Source organism: Cellvibrio chitinivorans, from assembly GCF_035117775.1.
Taxonomy (GTDB): Bacteria; Pseudomonadota; Gammaproteobacteria; order Pseudomonadales; family Cellvibrionaceae; genus Cellvibrio; species Cellvibrio chitinivorans.
The window spans coordinates 1,004,597-1,025,145 of record NZ_JAYKKN010000001.1 but is presented as its reverse complement, the minus strand read 5'-3'; the positions used below and the strand labels follow the sequence as shown (position 1 = coordinate 1,025,145).

Annotated in this window: 16 protein-coding genes; 4 read left to right on the top strand and 12 right to left on the bottom strand. The window is 48.3% G+C overall.

All coding sequences use genetic code 11. The annotated features are described in order from the left end of the window. The first annotated feature begins 133 nt into the window (after positions 1-133). Positions 134-1,561 (top strand): response regulator, encoded by a 1,428-nt coding sequence (locus SPL68_RS04360; RefSeq protein ID WP_323813849.1) that lies wholly within the window; start codon positions 134-136, stop codon positions 1,559-1,561. Positions 1,562-1,600: 39 nt separating this feature from the next. On the opposite strand, the gene SPL68_RS04355 is transcribed toward SPL68_RS04360, so the two are convergent. Both SPL68_RS04355 and SPL68_RS04350 read right to left on the bottom strand, forming a co-directional pair. Continuing rightward, complete coding sequence (locus SPL68_RS04355; RefSeq protein ID WP_323813848.1) at positions 1,601-2,368, bottom strand: hypothetical protein; 768 nt, start codon at positions 2,366-2,368, stop codon at positions 1,601-1,603. 86 nt (positions 2,369-2,454) lie between these two features. After that, positions 2,455-3,915 (bottom strand): alkaline phosphatase D family protein, encoded by a 1,461-nt coding sequence (locus SPL68_RS04350; protein ID WP_323813847.1) that lies wholly within the window; start codon positions 3,913-3,915, stop codon positions 2,455-2,457. 58 nt (positions 3,916-3,973) lie between these two features. Between SPL68_RS04350 and SPL68_RS04345 the strand changes: the two genes are divergently transcribed. Beyond that, on the top strand, positions 3,974-5,296 hold the full coding sequence (locus SPL68_RS04345; RefSeq protein WP_323813846.1) for a GGDEF domain-containing protein: 1,323 nt from the start codon (positions 3,974-3,976) through the stop codon (positions 5,294-5,296). Positions 5,297-5,337: 41 nt separating this feature from the next. Here SPL68_RS04345 and SPL68_RS04340 read toward each other — a convergent pair whose 3' ends face one another. From SPL68_RS04340 to SPL68_RS04320, 5 genes are all read right to left on the bottom strand, one after another. After that, positions 5,338-6,579: a glycoside hydrolase family 27 protein gene (locus SPL68_RS04340; RefSeq protein WP_323813845.1), complete on the bottom strand. Its 1,242-nt coding sequence runs from the start codon at positions 6,577-6,579 to the stop codon at positions 5,338-5,340. A 167-nt stretch (positions 6,580-6,746) separates the two neighbouring features. Continuing rightward, positions 6,747-8,078: a mannanase gene (locus SPL68_RS04335; RefSeq protein ID WP_323813844.1), complete on the bottom strand. Its 1,332-nt coding sequence runs from the start codon at positions 8,076-8,078 to the stop codon at positions 6,747-6,749. Between the two features lie 112 nt (positions 8,079-8,190). Beyond that, positions 8,191-9,429: an AGE family epimerase/isomerase gene (locus tag SPL68_RS04330; protein WP_323813843.1), complete on the bottom strand. Its 1,239-nt coding sequence runs from the start codon at positions 9,427-9,429 to the stop codon at positions 8,191-8,193. Positions 9,430-9,432: 3 nt separating this feature from the next. Beyond that, positions 9,433-10,614 (bottom strand): 4-O-beta-d-mannosyl-d-glucose phosphorylase Mgp130, encoded by a 1,182-nt coding sequence (gene mgp130 / locus SPL68_RS04325; RefSeq protein WP_323813842.1) that lies wholly within the window; start codon positions 10,612-10,614, stop codon positions 9,433-9,435. Positions 10,615-10,755: 141 nt separating this feature from the next. Continuing rightward, positions 10,756-12,627 (bottom strand): sodium:solute symporter family protein, encoded by a 1,872-nt coding sequence (locus SPL68_RS04320; protein WP_323813841.1) that lies wholly within the window; start codon positions 12,625-12,627, stop codon positions 10,756-10,758. Positions 12,628-12,944: 317 nt separating this feature from the next. On the opposite strand from SPL68_RS04320, the gene SPL68_RS04315 reads away from it, so the two are divergent. Then, positions 12,945-13,946, top strand: coding sequence for a LacI family DNA-binding transcriptional regulator (locus SPL68_RS04315; protein WP_323813840.1), 1,002 nt, complete (start codon positions 12,945-12,947; stop codon positions 13,944-13,946). 62 nt (positions 13,947-14,008) lie between these two features. On the opposite strand, the gene SPL68_RS04310 is transcribed toward SPL68_RS04315, so the two are convergent. Next, positions 14,009-16,453, bottom strand: coding sequence for a hypothetical protein (locus SPL68_RS04310; RefSeq protein WP_323813839.1), 2,445 nt, complete (start codon positions 16,451-16,453; stop codon positions 14,009-14,011). A 165-nt stretch (positions 16,454-16,618) separates the two neighbouring features. Here SPL68_RS04310 and SPL68_RS04305 point away from each other — a divergent pair, with 165 nt between their 5' ends. Beyond that, positions 16,619-16,753: a hypothetical protein gene (locus SPL68_RS04305; protein ID WP_323813838.1), complete on the top strand. Its 135-nt coding sequence runs from the start codon at positions 16,619-16,621 to the stop codon at positions 16,751-16,753. 150 nt (positions 16,754-16,903) lie between these two features. Here the strand turns inward: SPL68_RS04305 and SPL68_RS04300 are convergent, their stop codons facing one another. The 4 genes from SPL68_RS04300 to SPL68_RS04285 all read right to left on the bottom strand — a co-directional run bounded on the left by SPL68_RS04300 (position 16,904) and on the right by SPL68_RS04285 (position 20,538). After that, the gene (locus SPL68_RS04300) at positions 16,904-18,058 is read right to left on the bottom strand and encodes an AGE family epimerase/isomerase (protein WP_323813837.1); all 1,155 of its coding nucleotides are present in this window, start codon (positions 18,056-18,058) and stop codon (positions 16,904-16,906) included. 434 nt (positions 18,059-18,492) lie between these two features. Beyond that, the gene (locus SPL68_RS04295) at positions 18,493-19,473 is read right to left on the bottom strand and encodes an AgmX/PglI C-terminal domain-containing protein (RefSeq protein WP_323813836.1); all 981 of its coding nucleotides are present in this window, start codon (positions 19,471-19,473) and stop codon (positions 18,493-18,495) included. A 1-nt stretch (position 19,474) separates the two neighbouring features. Continuing rightward, the gene (locus SPL68_RS04290) at positions 19,475-19,993 is read right to left on the bottom strand and encodes an ExbD/TolR family protein (protein ID WP_323813835.1); all 519 of its coding nucleotides are present in this window, start codon (positions 19,991-19,993) and stop codon (positions 19,475-19,477) included. Then, positions 19,990-20,538 carry an ExbD/TolR family protein gene (locus SPL68_RS04285; RefSeq protein ID WP_323813834.1) on the bottom strand — a complete coding sequence of 183 codons (549 nt, stop codon included), beginning with the start codon at positions 20,536-20,538 and terminating at the stop codon, positions 19,990-19,992. Before SPL68_RS04285 ends, SPL68_RS04290 begins: the two co-directional genes overlap by 4 nt. Between the last annotated feature and the right edge of the window lie 11 nt (positions 20,539-20,549).

Sequence of the window (20,549 nt, the reverse complement as noted above, 5' to 3'; positions counted from 1 at the left end):
AAGCTTATGATTCTGCGAGCTGTGAATCTGCAAGCTTGTGATTGTGATAGCGCCCTGGATCATTATTTTCTGTTAGGCTTGCGCAAATAATAACCGCGCTTATTTATTTGCCGCCCGACGACAGGGAATTATCATGACTATCCAACGCGCCCTCATTGTGGACGACTCCTCCACTGCCCAGTATCGACTCAAAAAAATGTTGCGCCGCTATCCGCTCGATATAGATATTGTCGATTCCGGTGAGGCCGCTCTGCGCTACCTCTCCCGCCATGCACCCGCGGTGATTTTTATGGATCATCTGATGCCCGGCATCGATGGCTTTCGCGCGCTGCAAATTATTAAATCCAACCCCGACACCGCCATGATTCCGGTAATTATGTACACGTCCAAAAGTGGTGATGTGTACACCGGCCAAGCGCGCGCACTGGGGGCGATGGATGTGATGAGTAAAGATCACATCAATGCCACGGATTTATCCAAAGTGCTGGAGGCGATTCATATTTATCCCAACGCGTCCGCCGATAAAAGCGAGCCAGTTGAAAGCCCGGAATTAATTGCTGCCGCCAATCAAGTGACTGACATCGCCAATCAGGCTGCGGGTATCGGTGGTGCGCAACTGGAGCGGCGTACGGCATCGCTGGAACAGGCGCGCAATTTGGAGTTGCGTCTCAGCCATATGGAACACAGTTTGGAAGACAACCGTCGGTTTATTACTTCGCGCGTGGTGCGTGAACTGCAAAGCCTGCGTAAAACCATGCGGCAGGAATTTAGCGAAATTTTGCAGCAACAACCCGCCGCCACACCACCAACACTCCCACCACCTGAAATTCAAACAGCGCCAACCAGTTCGGGCTCAGGCTGGTCGCTGGCAACTTTTTTTTGTACCTGCGCAGCATTAATTGCGGCGGCTTACCTGTACACAAAAATGGACAAACAGCTTGAGCAAAATCACCAACAGCAAACACTCATCAGCAAACAACTGGACAAACTCGATGCGCAAGCAAATGAAGAACCGGAATTAATTAGCCCGGCCATGATGAACGCGCGCGCGGTGCAGCCGCCGCAATTTGTAGTGCCTGCACCCGAGTTAATTGAAGAATTGGCCTGGACATTTAATCAAACCGGCGCGCTGCAATTTCATCAAAACAGCATTGACCCTCAACCCTTGCTGCGCCTGCATGAACTGTTGCATCGCTTGGCGAATAAAGGCTTCAAAGGCACAGCGACGATAAATATTTATGTGGGCGATTTTTGTGTAGTTATCGATAACATGGGTATGGCGCAATTGGCGGAGGACAGCAAAACCCTCGGCGACTGCATGCTCTCCAACGAGATTTACACTATCAATCGCCTCATGGATGACTACAGTCGTGAAGTCACTATGATGCTCGGCAACCTCACACGCGATGTTAATTCCACATTGCAGATTTCGATCAATGCCACGCCCGGTATAGAGCCATACCCGGAGCGAATTCCCACGGTAAATGCCGGCGAGTGGAACCGACTGGCGCAGATGAATAACCGTATTGAATTATTGTTGGATACTGATCCGGATTTATAAAATCCGGATCAGTTTTTTACTTTTCCTTTAGTGCACTGATTATTTCTCATCAATATCGTACATATGATCGATAGCAAAACGCATCTTGGGCAATAGGCCATTTTGTTGCGTTTTGCTGTAGTAATCCTGCCAATGTTTTGCGCCGCTCCAAAAAGTTTCCGGTGCCGATAAGCTGGCATTTACACCCGGTGCCAGATCAAAACCATTTGCGGCAAACACCTGATTGAGCATCATCGCTGACGGAAAACCAATTTGTTGCATCAGGGGATTAGCTGCATTGCCCGCCCCCCAAACATAAGCCAACCATGGCAAAATATTTTCAATCGCGTCGTAGCTCACGCGCGATTTTTCATATTCCTTGATAGATGCTAAAACTTTTTCCTGTGGCACCGGAATCGCGAGCAATGCAATATTCGGCAGTGTTTTTTGATCCGATAACGCACTCAGAGCCAATCTAATTAAGCCATTGCGCGTAGGTGCATAGGAGGCATTTGCAGGTTGAAACAACGGCAGATTGAAAAACTCTGCACTGGAAAAATCATCATCCTGAACCGAAAACAACGCACACTCAGACCAAAATGACGGCAGCATATCGCCGCGCAAATGGGATTGCGCTACGCGAATACGAAATGAAGCCACATCTCTCCCGCCCGCTAACACAATGAAACTCCATTGCGCTCTATTATCCAGCTTAAAACTATCGTAAGCGCGCACCAACCATTTTGTATTGGTTTCCGCTTTAGTGCGTTTTAGTTTTTTAATATCACTTTTCACCCGCGATTGCACCGAGAGGGTTTGCTTGATCATGTTCCTTTCCTCAATAAATATCTGACATCATTTTGAAAATAATTAATTCATTTATGACTAGCCAAGTACTTAAGAATAGCTAGCAGTTATGAATAGCTAAGCAGTTTGAATGGCCCTTGCGTCGATGAATAAAGGCGCCGCTTTTTTTCATCCGGATCGGTACAGATATAATCCACACTAAACTCAATTCCGCCCGGAATTGCATGGAAACGCAAAAGCGCAACGTGATCGCCCTGCTGGCGATGCAGAGTTTGCAGTTTTAAATTGGCTAACTTGATGCCCGCCAAATCAGCGGGGGCATCCGGATGCAAGGGAAAGGGTTTTGGATTAGCGCGAAAGCTATTTTTCAGGCTATTAATTTGATCGCTACCAGCGGTATCAATCAAGCGCGATGGCGATGCAATCACTTCATAAAATACATTTTTTCCACGCGGACTCGCGCCTTCAACTATGCGCCCCCAGTGCACATCACCGGTGATGTACAGCACTGGAACTTCTGCCGCTAACAATTTAGCCAGCGCATTGGTCAAGATAGAAAAATCATCATAATTTGGCATTTCCATATCGGCCAATTTGCGCGCCCAGATGCCCGGTTTTTCCATCAGTAATGCCTGACCGGAACTTAATAAACCCACCGCCGCTTCATTATTTTTTTTTCGCGCGAGTAAATCCTTCGTCCAGCGATCAATTGCGCTGTGAGTTTGCGCATTAAACATCTGTTTGCCGCTGTCATCGCGGCAAGTGCGGCCATCCAAAAACAACATACTGAGCGGTTGCAAATCCTGCCGAAAAAAACCATCAGTTTGCGCGGGCGACATTTGATAGCGCTCATACAAACGCAGCGCGACATCTTTCCAATTATTTCGATCTTGCTCTGCATATGTATTGTTCAGCTGCACTTGAAACAGCGGAAAGTTATTCCAGAATTCGTGATCATCCGGTACACAGAGCACCGGCCCGTGGCGCAACACTTTCGCCAGCCCCGGCTGTTGCAAATCAGCACAAAACCAATTGGCCTGATACTTCTTCCCCAATGTTTGGGCGAGCTGATTTTTATTGCGCGGCAAATTTTGCTGCGAAGGCAAATCGAGATAGACCTGATCGCCAGCGAGCAGCGTAAAGTCCGGAGCAGGCTTGATGCCCGCAATCACATCCGCAAGCGCGTAGCTTTTGTCGTTGGGTTGGTAGTAACAGGATGACAGCAACAGATTAAAACTTTCGGTCGCCTTGGAAGGTAAATGTGCGGGTGGGCGGCGACTGCTAAGCGTGGTTTTGATGCCCGCAGCAGGAATGGATACACAGATGTGAAAACGCTCAGTCGTCGCCGGCCAATCCAGACGAAACAAAGCGCGATGATTGAGCGGATTGCCGCGCGCATCGCGTACCTCATCGCCCAAGGGTTCAAAACCGGGCGGCAGCATTTGCGCCTCAACCGGCGCGCCCTGAACTTCAAAGCGGATTTCGGGCGGCGGATTGGCTGCCATCACCCCGACCCAGATCAATAAATCACCGGGCTGCCCAACTGGATTGTACGCAAACAACTGCACCTGAATTCTCCCCTGAACATGGTCTACACTTGAGATAATAATATTATTGGCGCTTAAAATGGCTTTTTCCGACCAGCACTCAGCACTTATTCCACTCTACCGGCAACTGGTGATTTCTACCTTAATAGCACTGGTTGCGATATTGGCTTACTTCATCTTGCCCGAGCACCGGGATCGAATCCTGCCCGATTTGGTTGGCAGTGAATACCATTTATTTTTTGATGGCCAAAGCGGCGGGCAAACCAAAGCGGAGTGGATCGACAAGAGCAGTTTCAAATTTACATGCACAGTTGCTAACGAAGGCCTGCCTGCGCCCTACTGCGGCATGAGTATTAACATCGGCAAAAGTCCTACGGGTAAAGATTACGCGAGCTACCAACGCATAGAGATAAAAGTGGATTATCAGGGCGGCAACCAGCGCTTGCGCCTGAGCATGCACAACTTTAACCCCGCCAATTCTGCACTTAACAATCGGGAAATTCTAAAAGGTCTTGATGTCACTTTTTTAGCCAATGAAACAGCCAATCCAATCATTGTTCACAATTATGGCTGGCGCGAACCCGACAACAGAAACCGGAACCCTTTGAGCTGGCTCAACACCGATTCGCCCGAGAATCTGCTCGACATAGGCATAGATTTAGCGCCGCCAATAAGCGCTGGTGAGCACCTTATTCAAATCGAATACATAGATCTTTACGGCAAACTATTGTCCGCCGAAGCTTGGTACCTCGGGGTTGCGCTCATCTGGCTGTTGTTCAATGTATTGTTGTTTGCCCGCCACCTGATGATTCAGGCCCGACGCATTCGCAATGACTCACAACGCCTTTCGACCTTGTTGAATTACTCTCAGGATTTGCAGCAGGAATCCCAGCACTACAAATGGCTCTCCCATACTGATCAGCTTACCGGCGCGCTGAATCGCAATGGTTTTGCAACCGCGATGAGCCAACAAAGTCCCGATGGCAAAATGCAATCCAATACCAGTTTACTAATCATTGATCTGGATAATTTCAAACGCATCAATGACACACTAGGACACGACACAGGCGATATGGTGTTGCGTGAAACAGCGCAGATCATTCAGAAAAATATTCGCGTTAGCGATAAATTTGTTCGCTGGGGTGGCGAAGAATTTATTTTGCTTTGCGATGCAACCAATGTGAAACAAGCACTGTTGATTGCCGAAAAAATTCGCGTGTCAATTGAAGCAGCCAAGATGACACACAATGATGGCAATATTTCGATCACCGCCAGCATAGGTATTGGCGTCGCCAAGAGCGATGAAAATTTTGATGATTTATTCCAGCGCACCGATCAGGCGCTTTATCGCGCAAAAAATATGGGGCGCAATTGCGTGGCACTGTCAGAGTCAGACAGATAAAAAAATACCCGCACGCAGCGGGTATTTTCATCTGGAGCAAATTATCGCGGAGTTAAACGCAATACAACTACATCGTTAGCAGGAATTTTCAGCTTGATGGGTTTTAAAGTATCGCCTTTGGTTCCTTTCCACAAATCGCGGTAGTTAAATTTCTTTTCAGAGAAATTTAACGATACGCCTTTATCATCATCTTTCATTGGGTAATATTCCCAATCGTGGGTGTAATCCATGGTGCTATCGGTGCGATTCAAAAAGAGCACCGCCCACTCATTGTTTTCCAATTGCTTGATAAATACGTTCAACTTGCCGGTGTCCAACATGCGCAGCGCTTCGTAACCAAGCTTGTCCTGATTAAGTGCAATGATCTCTTTGTTGGTGAGAATTTTGCGCGTGGTTTCGCTCATTGAACGCAAATCATTACCTGCAATCAAGGGTGATGCAAGCATCGCCCAAAGGCTAAAGTGTGAGCGGTCTTGCGCTTCAGTCATGCCATTACCCACTTCCATCATATCGTAATCATTGAAGTGGCCGGGGCCTGAGTACTTGCGAATATTTTCACGCCTATCAAGAATTTTCAGAACACCTAACGAAGCCCATGAACCATGATTGAAAGCACAATCCCAGCAGTTGTAAATATCGCCGGTTGCGCGCCATGAGTGACCAAGCTCTTTGCCCCACAACCATGGATCATTGTCACCCCACTCGCACATGCTGAATAAAATTGGACGTTCCAATTTAGCCAGCGCTTGACTCATAGTCGTGTAAGCACCAATGGGATTAATATTTTCCGTGTTACACCAATCGTATTTCAGATAATCAATACCCCACTCAGCAAAGGTGAGTGCATCCTGATATTCAAACCCACGCGAACCGGCGTAACCCGCACAGGTTTTATTGCCAGCATCGGAATAGATACCGATTTTTAAACCTTTGGAATGCACATAATCTGCAACCGCTTTAATACCATGAGGGAAGCGTTCAGGGTGCGCAGTTAAATAGCCACGCGCATCGCGCTCGCCCTGCCAGCAGTCATCGATATTGATGTATTCGTAACCCGCGTCTTTCATACCTGTGGCGATCATCGCATCGGCCATATCGCGAATAAGCTGATCATTCAAATTACAGCCAAAGGTATTCCAGCTGTTCCATCCCATTGCGGGCGTGTGACCTATATCGTGCTTGGGCGGAAATTCCGAGCTGGTTTTAAATTGTGCTTGCACACCCACACTCATCAAGAGTGATGAGGCAAGTATGCCGAGAGCGATAAGTATTTTTTTATTCATCGTTGTAGTTCCTCTTTAGTTCTAGAGCTCAAGTGTTGCAGTAAAAACTCGTTATTAAATTAATGCGTAATACTAATCAGATAAATTAAATGATTTTCAAAAAAAACTGCAATGCTGATTGCAGTTTTTCCTGCGCACGTTTGTGCGTCTGTTTATAACCTCATCACTTATTTAATTTGATGAATCTGCGTATTGAACTTTTTAATGATGGCGATGGTAGATGTATCTGTATCAAACACACCGTACATTCCCTGCTCTTCTTGTGGTGGGTCGCCATTTAAATCGTCGCCTTCCTGCCACCAATAATTACTGCGTGTAGTGCGACCAGCGCCATTCCATGCCCAGAAATTGTAGCCAGCAATCGCTTCGCCTTTTTGCATACGTGGCAGCAACACATCAAATACTTCCTGATAAAACGTATCGCGGTACTGTGTAGTTGATTTGATATCGTATGAACCCATATCACGATCCAAACCAAATTCTTCCAGCACAATTGGCTTATTTAATTTATTCGCCATTTCAATGTGAGATTTCAAATAATCGTCGCCTTTTGCCCATGCTGGTGCCCAGGTTTCTGCTGGTTTGGTTTTATCAAACCAGCCCCAGTTTCTGATCCACATGTGAACAGTCAAATAATCCACGTTCTCTGATGAGTGAGCATCAAAAAACAACTGTGCATCTTCCACCGAACCTTTTACACCCTCACTACCGGTACTAACCAAGTGATGGGGGTCGAGGCTTTTGATATAGGCAGTTACACCGTTAATCCAATCGATATAAATTTGTTTTTCTTTCACAGTTGTTTTGGAATTACCAGGGCGAGGCTCATTCGCCAATTGCCATGACATGATAGTCGCATCATCCACATAGGCTTTGCCGTTGATGGTATTTACGCGAGTGATAATTTTTTTGATAGTTTTGCGATATTCCTGCTGCGCTTTTTCGCTTTGGTAGAAGCTGGCAGATTTCGCCATAAACACTTCCCACTCATTAGTCACATTCGGGTCTTGCACTGGCTGACCATCGATCCAACTCATGTACTGAGTAAAGCCGCCCGACCACTGCCAGAAATTGTTGAAATACAGCACCACGGTCATATCGCGCTTGGCGAGTTCAACCAATAAATAATCCAGACCTTGCAATAGGCTTTCATCGTAATTACCGAAGCCATTCGTTGTTGCAGGTTTTACTGCAGAATTGATATCGCTTTTTTCCGATACCGCCAGCACGCGCAAATTGTTTACACCCATAGATTTGAGTGTATCCAATTCTTTAGCCAAGCGTGCGCGATCACCCACTGCGCTGGGCGAGCCCAAATAGGCGGCATACCACATATTGGTACCGGCAATAAAATAGGGTTTACCATTTTTTTGAAATTGCTTGCCGGAGACTTTGACAAAATCCTGCGCAACAGATGCGGTATTTTTTGGGCTGCTACAACCGGCCAAAAGTGAAGCAGCGACGGCGATACTCGCCAATAGAGCTGTTATTTTTTTCATAGTGTTTTTCCCAAAAAGAAAATAAAAAATCATTGTTATTATAAAACCTTATCTTTAGTTGTAATAAAAAGCAGCCGAGGTTTTACCCTCGGCTGACAATTCAAAACATCACTCAAACAATTCTTTGCAGTGAGCCTTCAGCTTTCTGTAAATAACGCGCGGCTTCAATCATAGCGCGCCCATTGTGATAAGGGCATTTCCAAAAACCAACTTTATAGTTGGCGTTAATGTCTTGCTCATGCACGCGCGACATCCAAAACCATTCCCCATTTTTATGATCGATTTGATAAGTTTTAATAAACTGCCAACTATTATCTGCAGCGTGATAAAAACTTTCTTCACCCGTAGTTGAATATGCATACAGGAAACCAACCAGTGCTTCTGCCTGTACCCACCACACAGTGTCGGTATTGATTGAGCGAGTTGCAAAATCGTAGGAGTCGATGACTTGCCCATGCTCACCAATAGCTTCATTTACTGTTACTTGTGCAATTTTGATCAGCGTTGGCGTCAACTCTGTGGTGTAAGCATCATCACCCAGAGATTCAAGTGCTTTGGCGATCAACCAACTGGCTTCAATATCGTGACCGTAAGTATAGCCGGGCGAAAAATCTTTCCAGTCCAGATCCATAAACATACGCAGGTGATACGTATCTCTATCGATCATATACTTATCAAACATTTGAATATTGTATTTAAGTGCTGCTCTTATTTCGGCAGAAGGATGAGCCAAATACAAAGTAGTGTAGGCTTCCAAAATATGCAGATGAGTGTTTTGCGATTTTGGATAATTCAGATCCTTATCACTCAAACGCAAATCTTCCAGCGCGCCCCACTCACGCGTAAAGGCTTCAAGATAGCCTTCACGCTCACTATCTATTCCATATTGCTCAACCATTTTAAAGCAGTCCAGCGCACGAGCGAGAGCTTGCTCATCGCCTGTGAGCTGGTGATAAGCAACCAATGCGTAAATGGTAAACGCCTGTGCGTAGACTTGTTTTTTGGTGTTGATGGGTTGTGCTGCCGCATCCAGCTCCCAATAAAATCCGCCGTGTTCTTTATCGAAAAAATGCGCAATCACATAATCATATGCGCGCGTTGCACAGGTGCGATAAACAGGATTATCCACTTGCTGCGCGGCTTCACTAAAAAACCACAAAATGCGCGCATTTAAGATAATGCCTTTGCTCGCATTTTTAACAGGCTTATTGTGCACATCAATTTCACCGTAAAAACCACCCTGCTCCTGATCGACCGCATGCGCAGCCCACCAGTCAGCAATGGCAATTAATTCTGCGCGAAATTCTTGCTGCAAAGATGCAGAAGTTACTGGAAGACTTGCGACACTCATGCGTTACACCAAATCCTTCAACACAGCCAGGTTAGCGCTGATCAATTCATTGCGCACCGCAACAGAAGCCGCAGAACGCAAACCATCTTCTGGCGTGTTTTTGCAGTAGTCGATCAGTTTGTCTACGGTTGAAGTCGCAACGTGCATACGCGTGTCGGATGAAGCGTAATAAATAAACACTTCGTTTTTCTCATTCACAATCCAGCCGTTTGAGAATGCAACGTTAGACACATCACCCACACGCTCTGCGCCGTGCGGTGCAATAAAGTGACCAGCAGGACGATGCGAAATCACCCAAGGGCGCTCAAGTTCAGTCATGAACATGTAAAGCGTGTAACGCAAACCAGCAGCGGTATTACGCACGCCATGTGCTAAATGTAACCAACCTTCAGCAGTTTTAATTGGCGCAGGACCCTGACCGTTTTTCACTTCTTTAATGGTGTGATAGACCTTTGGATCAACAATCACTTCAGATTTCACTTCGGCATTGGTCATAGTATCGGTCAAGCCCCAACCTACACCGCCACCACCACCTACGCTGATAAAGCCATCTTGCGGACGAGTGTAGAGCGCGTATTTGCCATCCACAAATTCCGGGTGCAAAACCACGTTGCGCTGCTGACCAGAATAGGTAATCAAATCGGGCAAACGCTCCCAAGTCACCAAATCTTTGGTGCGGGCTATACCGCATTGCGCTTCAGCAGCAGAGGTATCAGCTGGGCGAGTTTCGTCTTTGCGCTCGGTGCAGAACAAACCGTAAATCCAGCCATCTTCGTGCTGGGTTAAACGCATATCGTATACATTGGTGTCGGGGCGCTCGGTTTCCGGCAGAGTGATGGGGAAATCCCAGAAGCGGAAATTGTCGACACCGTTAGGGCTTTCAGCGATGGCAAAAAATGATTTTCGATCAACGCCTTCAACACGCACTGCCAGAATATATTTGCCATTCCACAGCATGGCACCTGAGTTAAACGCGGCGTTAACACCTTGACGCTCCATCAAAAATGGATTGGTTTTTTCATTCAGATCATAGCGCCAGAAAATTGGAGCATGCTCCGCGGTAAGAATCGGATTTTCATAGCAATCGTAAACACCATTGCCCGATGCTCTTACTGTATTTTTTTTAGTTACCAGTGCTTCGTGCTGTTGCAACAGCGCTTTTGCTTTTTCTTTAAAACTACTCATGCTTCAAATGCTCCAATGAGTTTTTGTTTTTTGTCTGTCTACTATGCATTTCATCGCACAGCGAACGTAAACCGTAATCGATTACAACGACGTTAAAAATTTTTTCGCTGCAGCAGTTAGCTGCAGCGAAAAATGAACTACTTAATTCTTCGCCAGCAAATGCTCGTCATTAGTACCTTTAAGCACTTCTGCCGGAGTGTCTGCCGGATAGTCTTCCAGTTTTTTGTACCAGTTAAACCAAAGGAAAATACTGGTAGCCACAGCAATTGCCATTGCTATCGCAAATTCTTGCCAGTGTTGGATCACCATAAAAACCGGTGCGGCAGTGAGCGAGGTTTGCCACACAACACCAACGACTACGTTGATAGCATCGCGCGAGAAATCTTTATTGCGCCCAACTGCGGGATAATCTTTCTGTACTTCGGCCAGCACTGGTGCCCAGAAGCCCCAAGGGCGAACCTTGAGATAAAACTTTTTCAACACATCCATTTCATCAGGTTTGGTGACGAGCGAGCCGATCACACAAGCCAACAAACACGCAAGGAACATAAATGGAAATGCTTTGATCGGGGTGATGTCGGTAAAAATCAGCGGAAATGCAATCGCAAAACCGGTCACCATGCCCCAGAAATATCCAAAGCCGTTGAAGCGCCACCAGTACCACTTGAGCAAATTTGCTGCGGTGTAGCCGCCGTAAAGTGCGCTCACAATCCAGCCGATAATTTCATTCAAACTGGGGATGAAAAAACCAATCGCCACACCGAAGATCACAAACAAAACTGAAACCAGATAACTCATCTTCACGTAGGTGTTAGCTTCGGCATTGGGGTTGATGTAGCGCTTGTAGATATCGTTAATCACGTAAGCTGGAGCAGCGTTTACCGTCGCGGCAAAAGTAGACATAAACGCAGCAAGCAGACCGGCAATCAACAAACCTAATAAGCCGCTTGGCAGAATATCGCCCGCCAATACCATCGGCAGAATTTGTTCAAAATCGACATCTTTGCCCATGCCGTTGAGTTGCGGCATAAACAAACCTATCGCCAAAACAGCGAGGCCAGCAATCAACATGTAGCGAGGAAACAGCAATACCAGCGAAACAAAACCGCTCATTTTTGCGGATTCTTTTGGTGTTTTCGCCGAGAGTACACGCTGCATGTCGTAGGTTGGTTGCGGGCCGGCGAGGCTTTGCAAAATACCTTTAAACAACACCAACATGAAAAAGATCGCGAAAGGCGAGTAACCATCGGCGGTAATTTTGTCATTCGCCGCCGCCAACTGCGCCGACCAATCCAAATCGAAATCGCCGCCTAACCACAACTGATCCCAACCGCCCGGCACTAGACTTGCCAGCAATTCTGGCGATATACGTTGCATCGCAATAATGCCCACGGCGATACACGCAATCGTCATGATGATGAATTGTAAAACTTCAGTGAACACCACACTGAACATGCCGCCTTTCACAACATAGATAGTTGTCACCAGCGTGATGATCAAACCGTAATACACATCGTTCATGTGCGAGTCGGACGACAATTCCCAAGGCATAAATACCGCGGCGAATTTGCCAATCCCGATAAAGCCGTAAGCGATAAAACCGATCACATTGACCAGTGCAAAGAGCACCACAATCATGTGTGATAAGCGCGCGCCCTTGCCCTCACCAAAGCGGAAAGTAATCCACTCTGCACCCGTCATTACGCCGGAGCGGCGCAGCCAGGTGGCAAGAAATACCATCAGAAAAATCTGATTGAATACCGGCCATAACCAAGGGATGTAAACACTGCTAATACCGTAAACAAACAGCAAATACACCATCCACATGGTGCCGGAAATATCGAACATGCCTGACGCATTGGATAAACCCAGTTGCCACCAGGACAACTTATTTCCGCCAAGGAAGTAGCTTTTAATATCTTTGGACGCGCGACTGGAAATCCAAAAACCCACAACCAAGGTGGCAAAGATATAAGCGAGGATGATGGCGACATCCAGCAGAGGAAGATTCATGAACACATACCAAATTATTATGTGGAGCGACCGCGATCGCTTGTAATCTGACCCTTTCACATCCGTGCTGCACCTCGCTACCACTGATGAGGCAACAGGCAGAGACTCAGGGTTAAACCTCAATTGATAAAACTGAATTCAATTGAGCATATATTGCAGCCGACCATAAGGCTCAACATAGTCAGCTAATGTAACCGTTTACATTTTATTTTTCTAGTCTCTTAGGGCGAGCTGTAGTAAATTTTCGGGCAAATAACCATATCTCCAATAAATTCAACTGCCATTTATATCCATATCGGCTCCAAAAGGTCGTTCTTATGTCCAATATTCGCGATGTCGCCCGCTTGGCAGGTGTATCGGTAGCCACAGTTTCACGCGCCCTGAGCAACCCCGAAAAAGTCTCTGACGACAGCCTCGAAAAAGTCCATAACGCCATCGCCCAAGTGGGTTATCGCCCCAATATGCTTGCGCGCAACTTTCGCTCGGCACGCGCCTATGCCGTGGTAGTACTGGTACCGGATATCGCCAACCCCTTCTATTCCCTCTTTATTCGCGCGCTGGAAGATCGCGCGCAGCAAAAAGGCTATGCCGTACTGCTGGGCGATACCCGCGGCACCCCTGAGCGTGAAATGGATTACATCCGCCGCGTGGAAACCCGCTTGGCCGATGGCATAGTGCAACTGCGCCCCAGCTCGGAAAAAAGCCAAAACAATATTCCGCCCGATATCCCCTGCGTAAACGCTTGTGGCTGCGAGTACACCACCGGCCCGGCGATCCGTATCGACAACCGCGCTGCCGCCAAAACCATGGTGAATTATTTGATTTCGCTCGGACACAAGCGCATTGGTGTTATCTCCGGCTTGAAAGACAACCCGCACGCCATCGACCGCCTTGAAGGATATAAAGAAGCATTAGCTGAAGCGGGCATTCCGTTTGAAAAAGACCTGATCGCTGAAGGCGACTTCACCATGTGGTCAGGCCTCAACGCCGCCTTCCAGTTCTGCAATATGAAAGTTCGCCCAACCGCGATTTTCTCGATGAACGATGAAATGGCGATTGGCGCTATGCAGACGCTCAAAAATCAAGGTATCCGTATCCCAGAAGACATCTCGGTTACCGGCTTCGACGATATTGCCTACTCCAAATACTCCGACCCAAGCCTCACCACCATTTCGCAACCCGCAGAAGAAATGGGCAAAATGGCGATGGACATGCTGCTGAAAGTGATTGAAGGTGAACCCCTAAGCCAACGCGAATGCGTATTGCCGACTGAATTTATTATTCGCAAAAGCACTGGGCCGGCACCGGGTAAAAAGTAATTTCAATTCAAAAAATAACCCTCCCCCTCAAAAGGGAGAGGGCACCAACTCAAGCCCCAGCCTTATTCCACCGCAGGCCAAGTCCGCAAGGTCACATGCGTCACATACACATAACCATCTCCAGTATCCGGATCTGTCCCGTAGGTCACATAAGACAACTTGCCATTGATGACCTGTAGACTTTGTTGGCCAAGAACCTTGCCCGGCACGTCAAACATCACCTCACCCTTATCGCCATTAGAGTCCACGTTGACTAGATATTCCTCCGAACGGAAGGCGCGGCGATAGATGCTGTAAAGGTGACCGTCATGATCGAGATCGACGGTAATAGGGGTATAGTTACCGGCGGTGGTGTAATTAAGGGGAACACTGTTAAGGGTTTTTGCCATACCAGCCTCCAGCGTAGTGTAGAGAATCTGTGCGCTAGTATCGTCATCAAAGATGTAGGCGTAGTGGTATTGGTCGCTATTGCTAAGTGTGAGCTGCACATGGCGTGCATCGGTATAACCGGACGGCCCCTCCATGACTGCCTCTGTCCAATTGGCACCGCTACCACTTAAAAAGCGCGGGCGGTAGTCAGAGATGTCCATTAACGCTATGTGATTGTAGGACAGTTGACGCTGCGGCAATTTTACCGAGCCAGTGCCATTCGTCGCGTAGGTTTTGGTGGCGCCAAATGTCTCGCCAAGCTCATCCAAATTAAACGCCCGCTGATAACTCCAGGAACTGCCTGCGTTGGTAGCCAGGATTAGCCAGTTGTCGTAACTGGTGAGAGTGTTGGCATCAGCATAAAAGGCGACGGTGGCATTGTTGCCGTTGAGCATAATTTGCGGCCTGTCGTTAACGGAGGCGTTGTAAAGGCTGTCCGTATCCAGTGTTGGATCTGTGGGGTTTGCGCTCACCTGGCTGACACTAAAACCACCAGCGCCGCCGTAGGCGTAGTAAACCGCGTAGTTGCCACTGCGAGTGCCGCCGCTCTTTTGACGCTTGGCAAAGGCGACAATATGGACACCACCGCTGCTATCCACTTCGATATCCGTAGGTTTAATTAACTCCGCGACCAGCTCCGGTATCGCGCGTTTGCTAATCACGCCATCCTCGGTAACGCTTGCGTAATAGAGCACTTCGCCGGTGTCGCTGTCTTCGTGCCACGCAATATGGGTTGTGCCTTGACTATCAAAGGTGGAGGTAAGGTCAGCATTGGGTAATTCGCTGCTATCAACGATATTGGCAGCAACGCGATAAACCTTTTCCCCTAGTACAGCGACATCACAGGCGTCGCCTATGCCGTTGTCGTTGTAATCGTTTTGATTGGGGTTGGCGGTAGTGGGGCAGTTATCTTCAGTGTCGCTGACACCATCTGCATCACTATCGCTAGCGGCACTACCTGCACTGGAGCTGGAGCCAGCAGAAAGACTACTGCTGGAAACGGCAGTACTTGAAAATGAAGCTGTTTGACTACTATCACTGGAACTTTGGCTTGCACCAGAACTGGCGCTGGAGGATTCGCTGGAAGCCGCCAAACTGCTTACAGTACTGGCGCTTGAGCTGCTTGGTACTACTATTGGCGCGCTGGAAACGCTAGCCTCACTCGCGACACTGCTTTCACTGCTGCTTTCACCGAGACTAGAACTGCTTTCGCTTTGACTACTTGAGCTATTGCTGGAGGAGCTGCTGGCGGGACTTTGGCTTTTGGGCCACGCGCGCAGGAAGAGCTGCGGCTGACTGTTGGTCGGCTCGTGACAATCGACCCACGGGGAAAACTCGTGATCGTAATAAAGGCTCGCATTGGTGGAGAATTGGCAGAGCAACTCAAAATTCGCTGGCCAAACCGGATTGCTGTAGATGGTGGTGGCGCTTTTGGTGCTGTCAGCCATCAGCGTCACCGTAAAACTACCGTTGAGCTGCGCCGGACACTCTTCGCTGGCGTAGAGCAAATCTGTGGCTTGGTAGCTAAGTGCATACCCGCCCTCTGCCGCGCTCACGGTTAGCTCAAGCTGGCGGTATTCGCAGTACTGGGTGAGCGAGCCAGCCTTAATAACCTTGAGGTAATAATTACTGGCCACATCCCAACTATGACCTGCACCACCGCTAAATTGGCCAAGGAAAGGATCTGCAGCTGACCCACTGGAACTAGCTTGACTGCTGAACTGATCCGAGCTGGATTGCCCTGAACCTGATTGTCCTGAACTAGACGATTCAGCGCTGCTCACGAACACGGATGAGCTGCTCGCCAGCATAGAACTTGCTGTAGCGCTTATCCCTGAAGAGTTTCCCCCCATAGCCTCAGACGATGAACTGCCCTGTACCTGCGAACTAACAGCATCCGAGCTAACCGCTTGTTCCGAACTGGAAACAGCCACGCTGGACACCCCAGCAGCCAAGGAGGATGCAGGGACTTGTGAAGACTGCACCGCCGCTCCTCCACCTCCGCTTCCGCCGCCTCCACCACCACATGCGGTCAAAAAAGATACGGCTATTATGAGTGCACTTAGAGTGTATTTCATGTCAAGTTCCATTAATAATAAAAGCCAGCATTATGAATACCCCTTTTTGTGGCCTCATCCTCCATATGGGGGATGCGTAATTGTAAAAAGAGATTCACAGGGAGGCTAAATCCTCATACTCAAGCTGAGACAGAGATTGCAATCCGCCTTTGCCACGGCGACAGCTTGGCCGAAATTGCCTTGCAGCGCGGCTCATCCCTCACCACCGTGCGCCAACAGGTAAAAACCTGTATGCACAAAGCCCTAGTGCGCAGTCAAGCCGAACTGGTGGCGAAGTTATTGTCGTTTGCAATGGGATGAGGGATGCCCCCCTACTGCAACCAACAACCTAAACAAAGAGCGTTACCAGCAATCACGGGCAACTTAAAACCTAATAAAAAAGCGCGCCGGGATTTAATCGCGGCGCGCTTTTTTATTTCAACCAACAATTTATTTGTTAGCTGCTCGCATTTATTTTTTTGCAGCCAACTCAAAATGATCAAGCAACTCCATCGCTGCCACAATCAAATGGTAGAGGGTGCTGGCAGGAGCGACATCGACGACGACTTCGTCATTTTTTCCGCGTTGATCCACGTAAGAACCCGGTGTTGATGCGCAGAGATAGTAGGTAAATAAATCTTCCACACCTTTCACTGCAATCGCTTCGGCATCGGCATTGCCTTCACGGATCTGCACCAAGCTGGCTTTGATTAATTCGGTGATGCCCCAGCAGCGTTTGTTGTGGTCGATAACTTCTCCGGTATAGGAAACAGCATCAAACAACAGACCGGATTTATCCATGCCGATTTCCAAGCCGCGCGCGTAGAGCGCTTTGGTGTAATGCGCCACCGGGCGACCAGTGCGGCGGTGATACCAATCGAGCAACCAGACCCACTCCATCATATGACCCGGCTCTACGGTATCGCCTTTGGCATTGGGCAAACGCGCCCAGTTATCGTCGAAGAATTCAAACAATACACCGTGAGTTTCATCAAAAAAGTGTGATTGAAACAGCGCAAACAATTCGCCCACGCGCGCCAAATATTTTGCATCGCCGGTTGCATCGTAAAGCGCAAGAAAGGCTTCGAATAAATGCATGTGCGGGTTTTGGCGGCGACAGGCGTAGTCGTAGTCGCCTTCAATCCAACCGCCCACTGCAGAACCAAAACGCGCGTCCAAATGGGCGATTAATTTATCTGCCGTTTCCAAATAGGATTTTTCATCAAAGGCGCGATAACACCAGGCATTGGCCAGCAAAAAGAACGCGTGGTCGTAAAGATCTTGCTTGGTATCAACCACTTCCCACTGGTTATTGAGCAGATGGGTATAACCGCCACCTGCGCTTGGATGAGCCGCAGTCTTTTGCACGAAATCGAGCAAATTTTTGGCAACGTCTTTGCCCTCTGGGCACCAGCCGCGATGGTAAGCAGCCGCAAAGAAAAACGCCTGACGCGCCTGTACACGCACGCGGGTGCTGGATTCCAGATCCGGGACGCCCTCTGGCGTTAAACGTTCGTAGTTGGCTTTAGTGGTGGGTTCAATGCCGCGCGCTAACCAAAGTGGCAGGGCATCGTTTTTGATCCAGTTTTCGAGGCGACTGGCCGCCGCACGCAATGCTTGTGTCATAGAGATTCCCAAATCGCAGCGCCGCCCCTGGCGAGAAAGTAATGATCGGATTGATTGCGGCTGATGTGGCAGAGGCATTTTGCGGGAGGATTTAAGCAGGCGCAAATAAAAAACCCCGGCGAACCGGGGTGAAAAAAACACAACAGCGGGCTATGGCTTAACAATGCATCACGGATGACAACAAGCAGACTTCAATGATTAGCATCTATCACGGAAGGATAAAATGTAATCGATTACCGCTTAATCACGATGATTAAAAGGCCTTAGCTGAAGGGCATTATCCATATAAATGTAACCGATTACAACAATTGTACGATTATTTTTTGAAATTACCCAAAACCAGAATTCGCTCCAGCGCTTTATTTCCGCCCCAAAAGCAAAACCCCTGATCGCTCAGGGGTTTTGCAAGGTCTAGCTGGTTTGTGAGCCCAATCTTATTTTGGGAAGAAATCAAAACTTTGATTAAGCGTAAAACGCGCCACATTAGCCGCAGGGAAACTGATCAGTTTGATACGCTGCAAAATCTTCGCTTCCAGTTCCGGGTCGCCCAATTCACTCGACACCATGCTCGCCTCAACAATTTTACCGCTCGGGTCGATGACAATTTTCACCACCATCTTGCCCTGCAGCGATGCATTTTGGCGCAGTGCACGGTTGTAGATAAGGTCAATCGCGCCCTTGTGCTGGTTCATGACTTTGCGGATATCTTCTTCACTGCGCGCCGCGCCACCCGCACCATTGCTATTGCCTGCGGTAGCCTGATTTGCCTTTTTAGTGCTATCGGCAAGCGTGCTAGTCACTTTGGTGGTCTCACGGCCAGACAATGCTGTACCGCCTGTATCGCGGCTGAGCGCAGCAGTATTGATGCCGCCACTGGCTTTTTTAGCACCACTGGTGATCATCGCCCGATCCAGCTGTGCGGCTTCACCGCTACTGTTGGTCACTGTAGTGGCAGCAGTTTCGACGGCCGAGGTTTGCATCATCTCGCGCATTTCAGCCAAGTCATCTTTAAATTGCATGACACCACTGTTTGATGCCTGCTCGCGTGCTTTTTCGACAGCCTCTTTGGGCGGAGCTTTAACCGGCTCTTTGGGTTTTACCACCGGCTTAGGTTCCGGTTTTTTCTCTACCGGTTTCGGCTCTGGCTTTTTCTCTTCCGGCTTGGGCTCAGGCTTTGGTGGTTCAATGGGTTTAGGCGGCGGTAGCTCTTGTTTTTCCAACACCACGCGCGCCAACTGCGGCGGCAGCTTTTCTTTTTCTGCACGCGGGACATCGGGCAGATTCACCAAGGTTACCACTGCACTCACCACCAGCATCGCCACCAAAAATCCGGAGACGATTTTCGTAAAGCGCTTGTCATCATCAATCGATGAACTCCAAGGCAATTCCAGGTTAGGCATTAATACACTTGCCATCTCAACCGCCCTCCGCATCAGCGCTATTTTCTTTTTGCGTCACCGCAAGTGAAATCGCGCGATACTCTGCCGCTGCGCAGGTTGCCATGATTTTTTTCAGCAGCGTGTAGGGCAGTTTTTGATCCGCCATGATAGTAACTGGGCGACCAGTAATCTGATCCTCGGCCTTTAATGGCCCTGCTTTTTCTGCCTGATACTTTAACTCAGTTTCCAGCGGGACAAATTTATCGCCAGTGCTTTCCAACAACTCACTGATCTTGCCTACACTGCGCCCACCGACGAGCACATCGGTTGCACTGACCACCACCAGCAAATTATTTTCTGGAACTTGCTCCGATACAGACGCGGGCAGCTTGATGCTTTTATCCGCCTGCAACACTTCTACATCGCCAGAATTTACCAATAGGAAAAATACCAGAATGGTAAAAATATCCATCAGCGAAACCAGGTTCAGCTTGGGCACCTGATTCAAACGGCGATGATGTTTTGCCATGCGTTTTGCGCGCAGAGATTGCTTCATTGCGCACCTCCTGCCGCTGGCGCTACTGCACCGGTAGAGGCACCGGGTGGTGGCGCATCGCCCAGCGAAATCTCTGGAAATAATTCAGCCTCAACCACTGAAGTAGCAACAACCGCTTTAAATGAACGCGCGGTATCCATAGTGCTGACCAGTGTTTGATAGTCAGTATCTTTTTCCGAGAGAATATAAATATCTTTTTTCTGGATGCCCTGATTTTCCAAGGTGAGTTTTATTTGCTGTAAAAACGTGGCAAGTAATTTGTAATCAAATTCTCCATCGGATGTTTTTCCAATTTCTTGTCTTGTCACGCCCGAAGGATAATTGATAACCAGCTTATCTGCGCGAATAATTACTTCTAATTGTTGCGGCGGCTCATCGGTCATGGGTGTGCTTGAGTCGGCCATATCGGGCAACTTCAAATCCAATACCGTCGTGCGCGCCAGCACCATGCTCATCAACAATACCGGCACCAATATGATCATCAAATTCATAAAGGAGGTAATGTCGAGATCAGCATCTTCTCTAAATCGCCGTTTAATGCGCATAGGTAAATCCT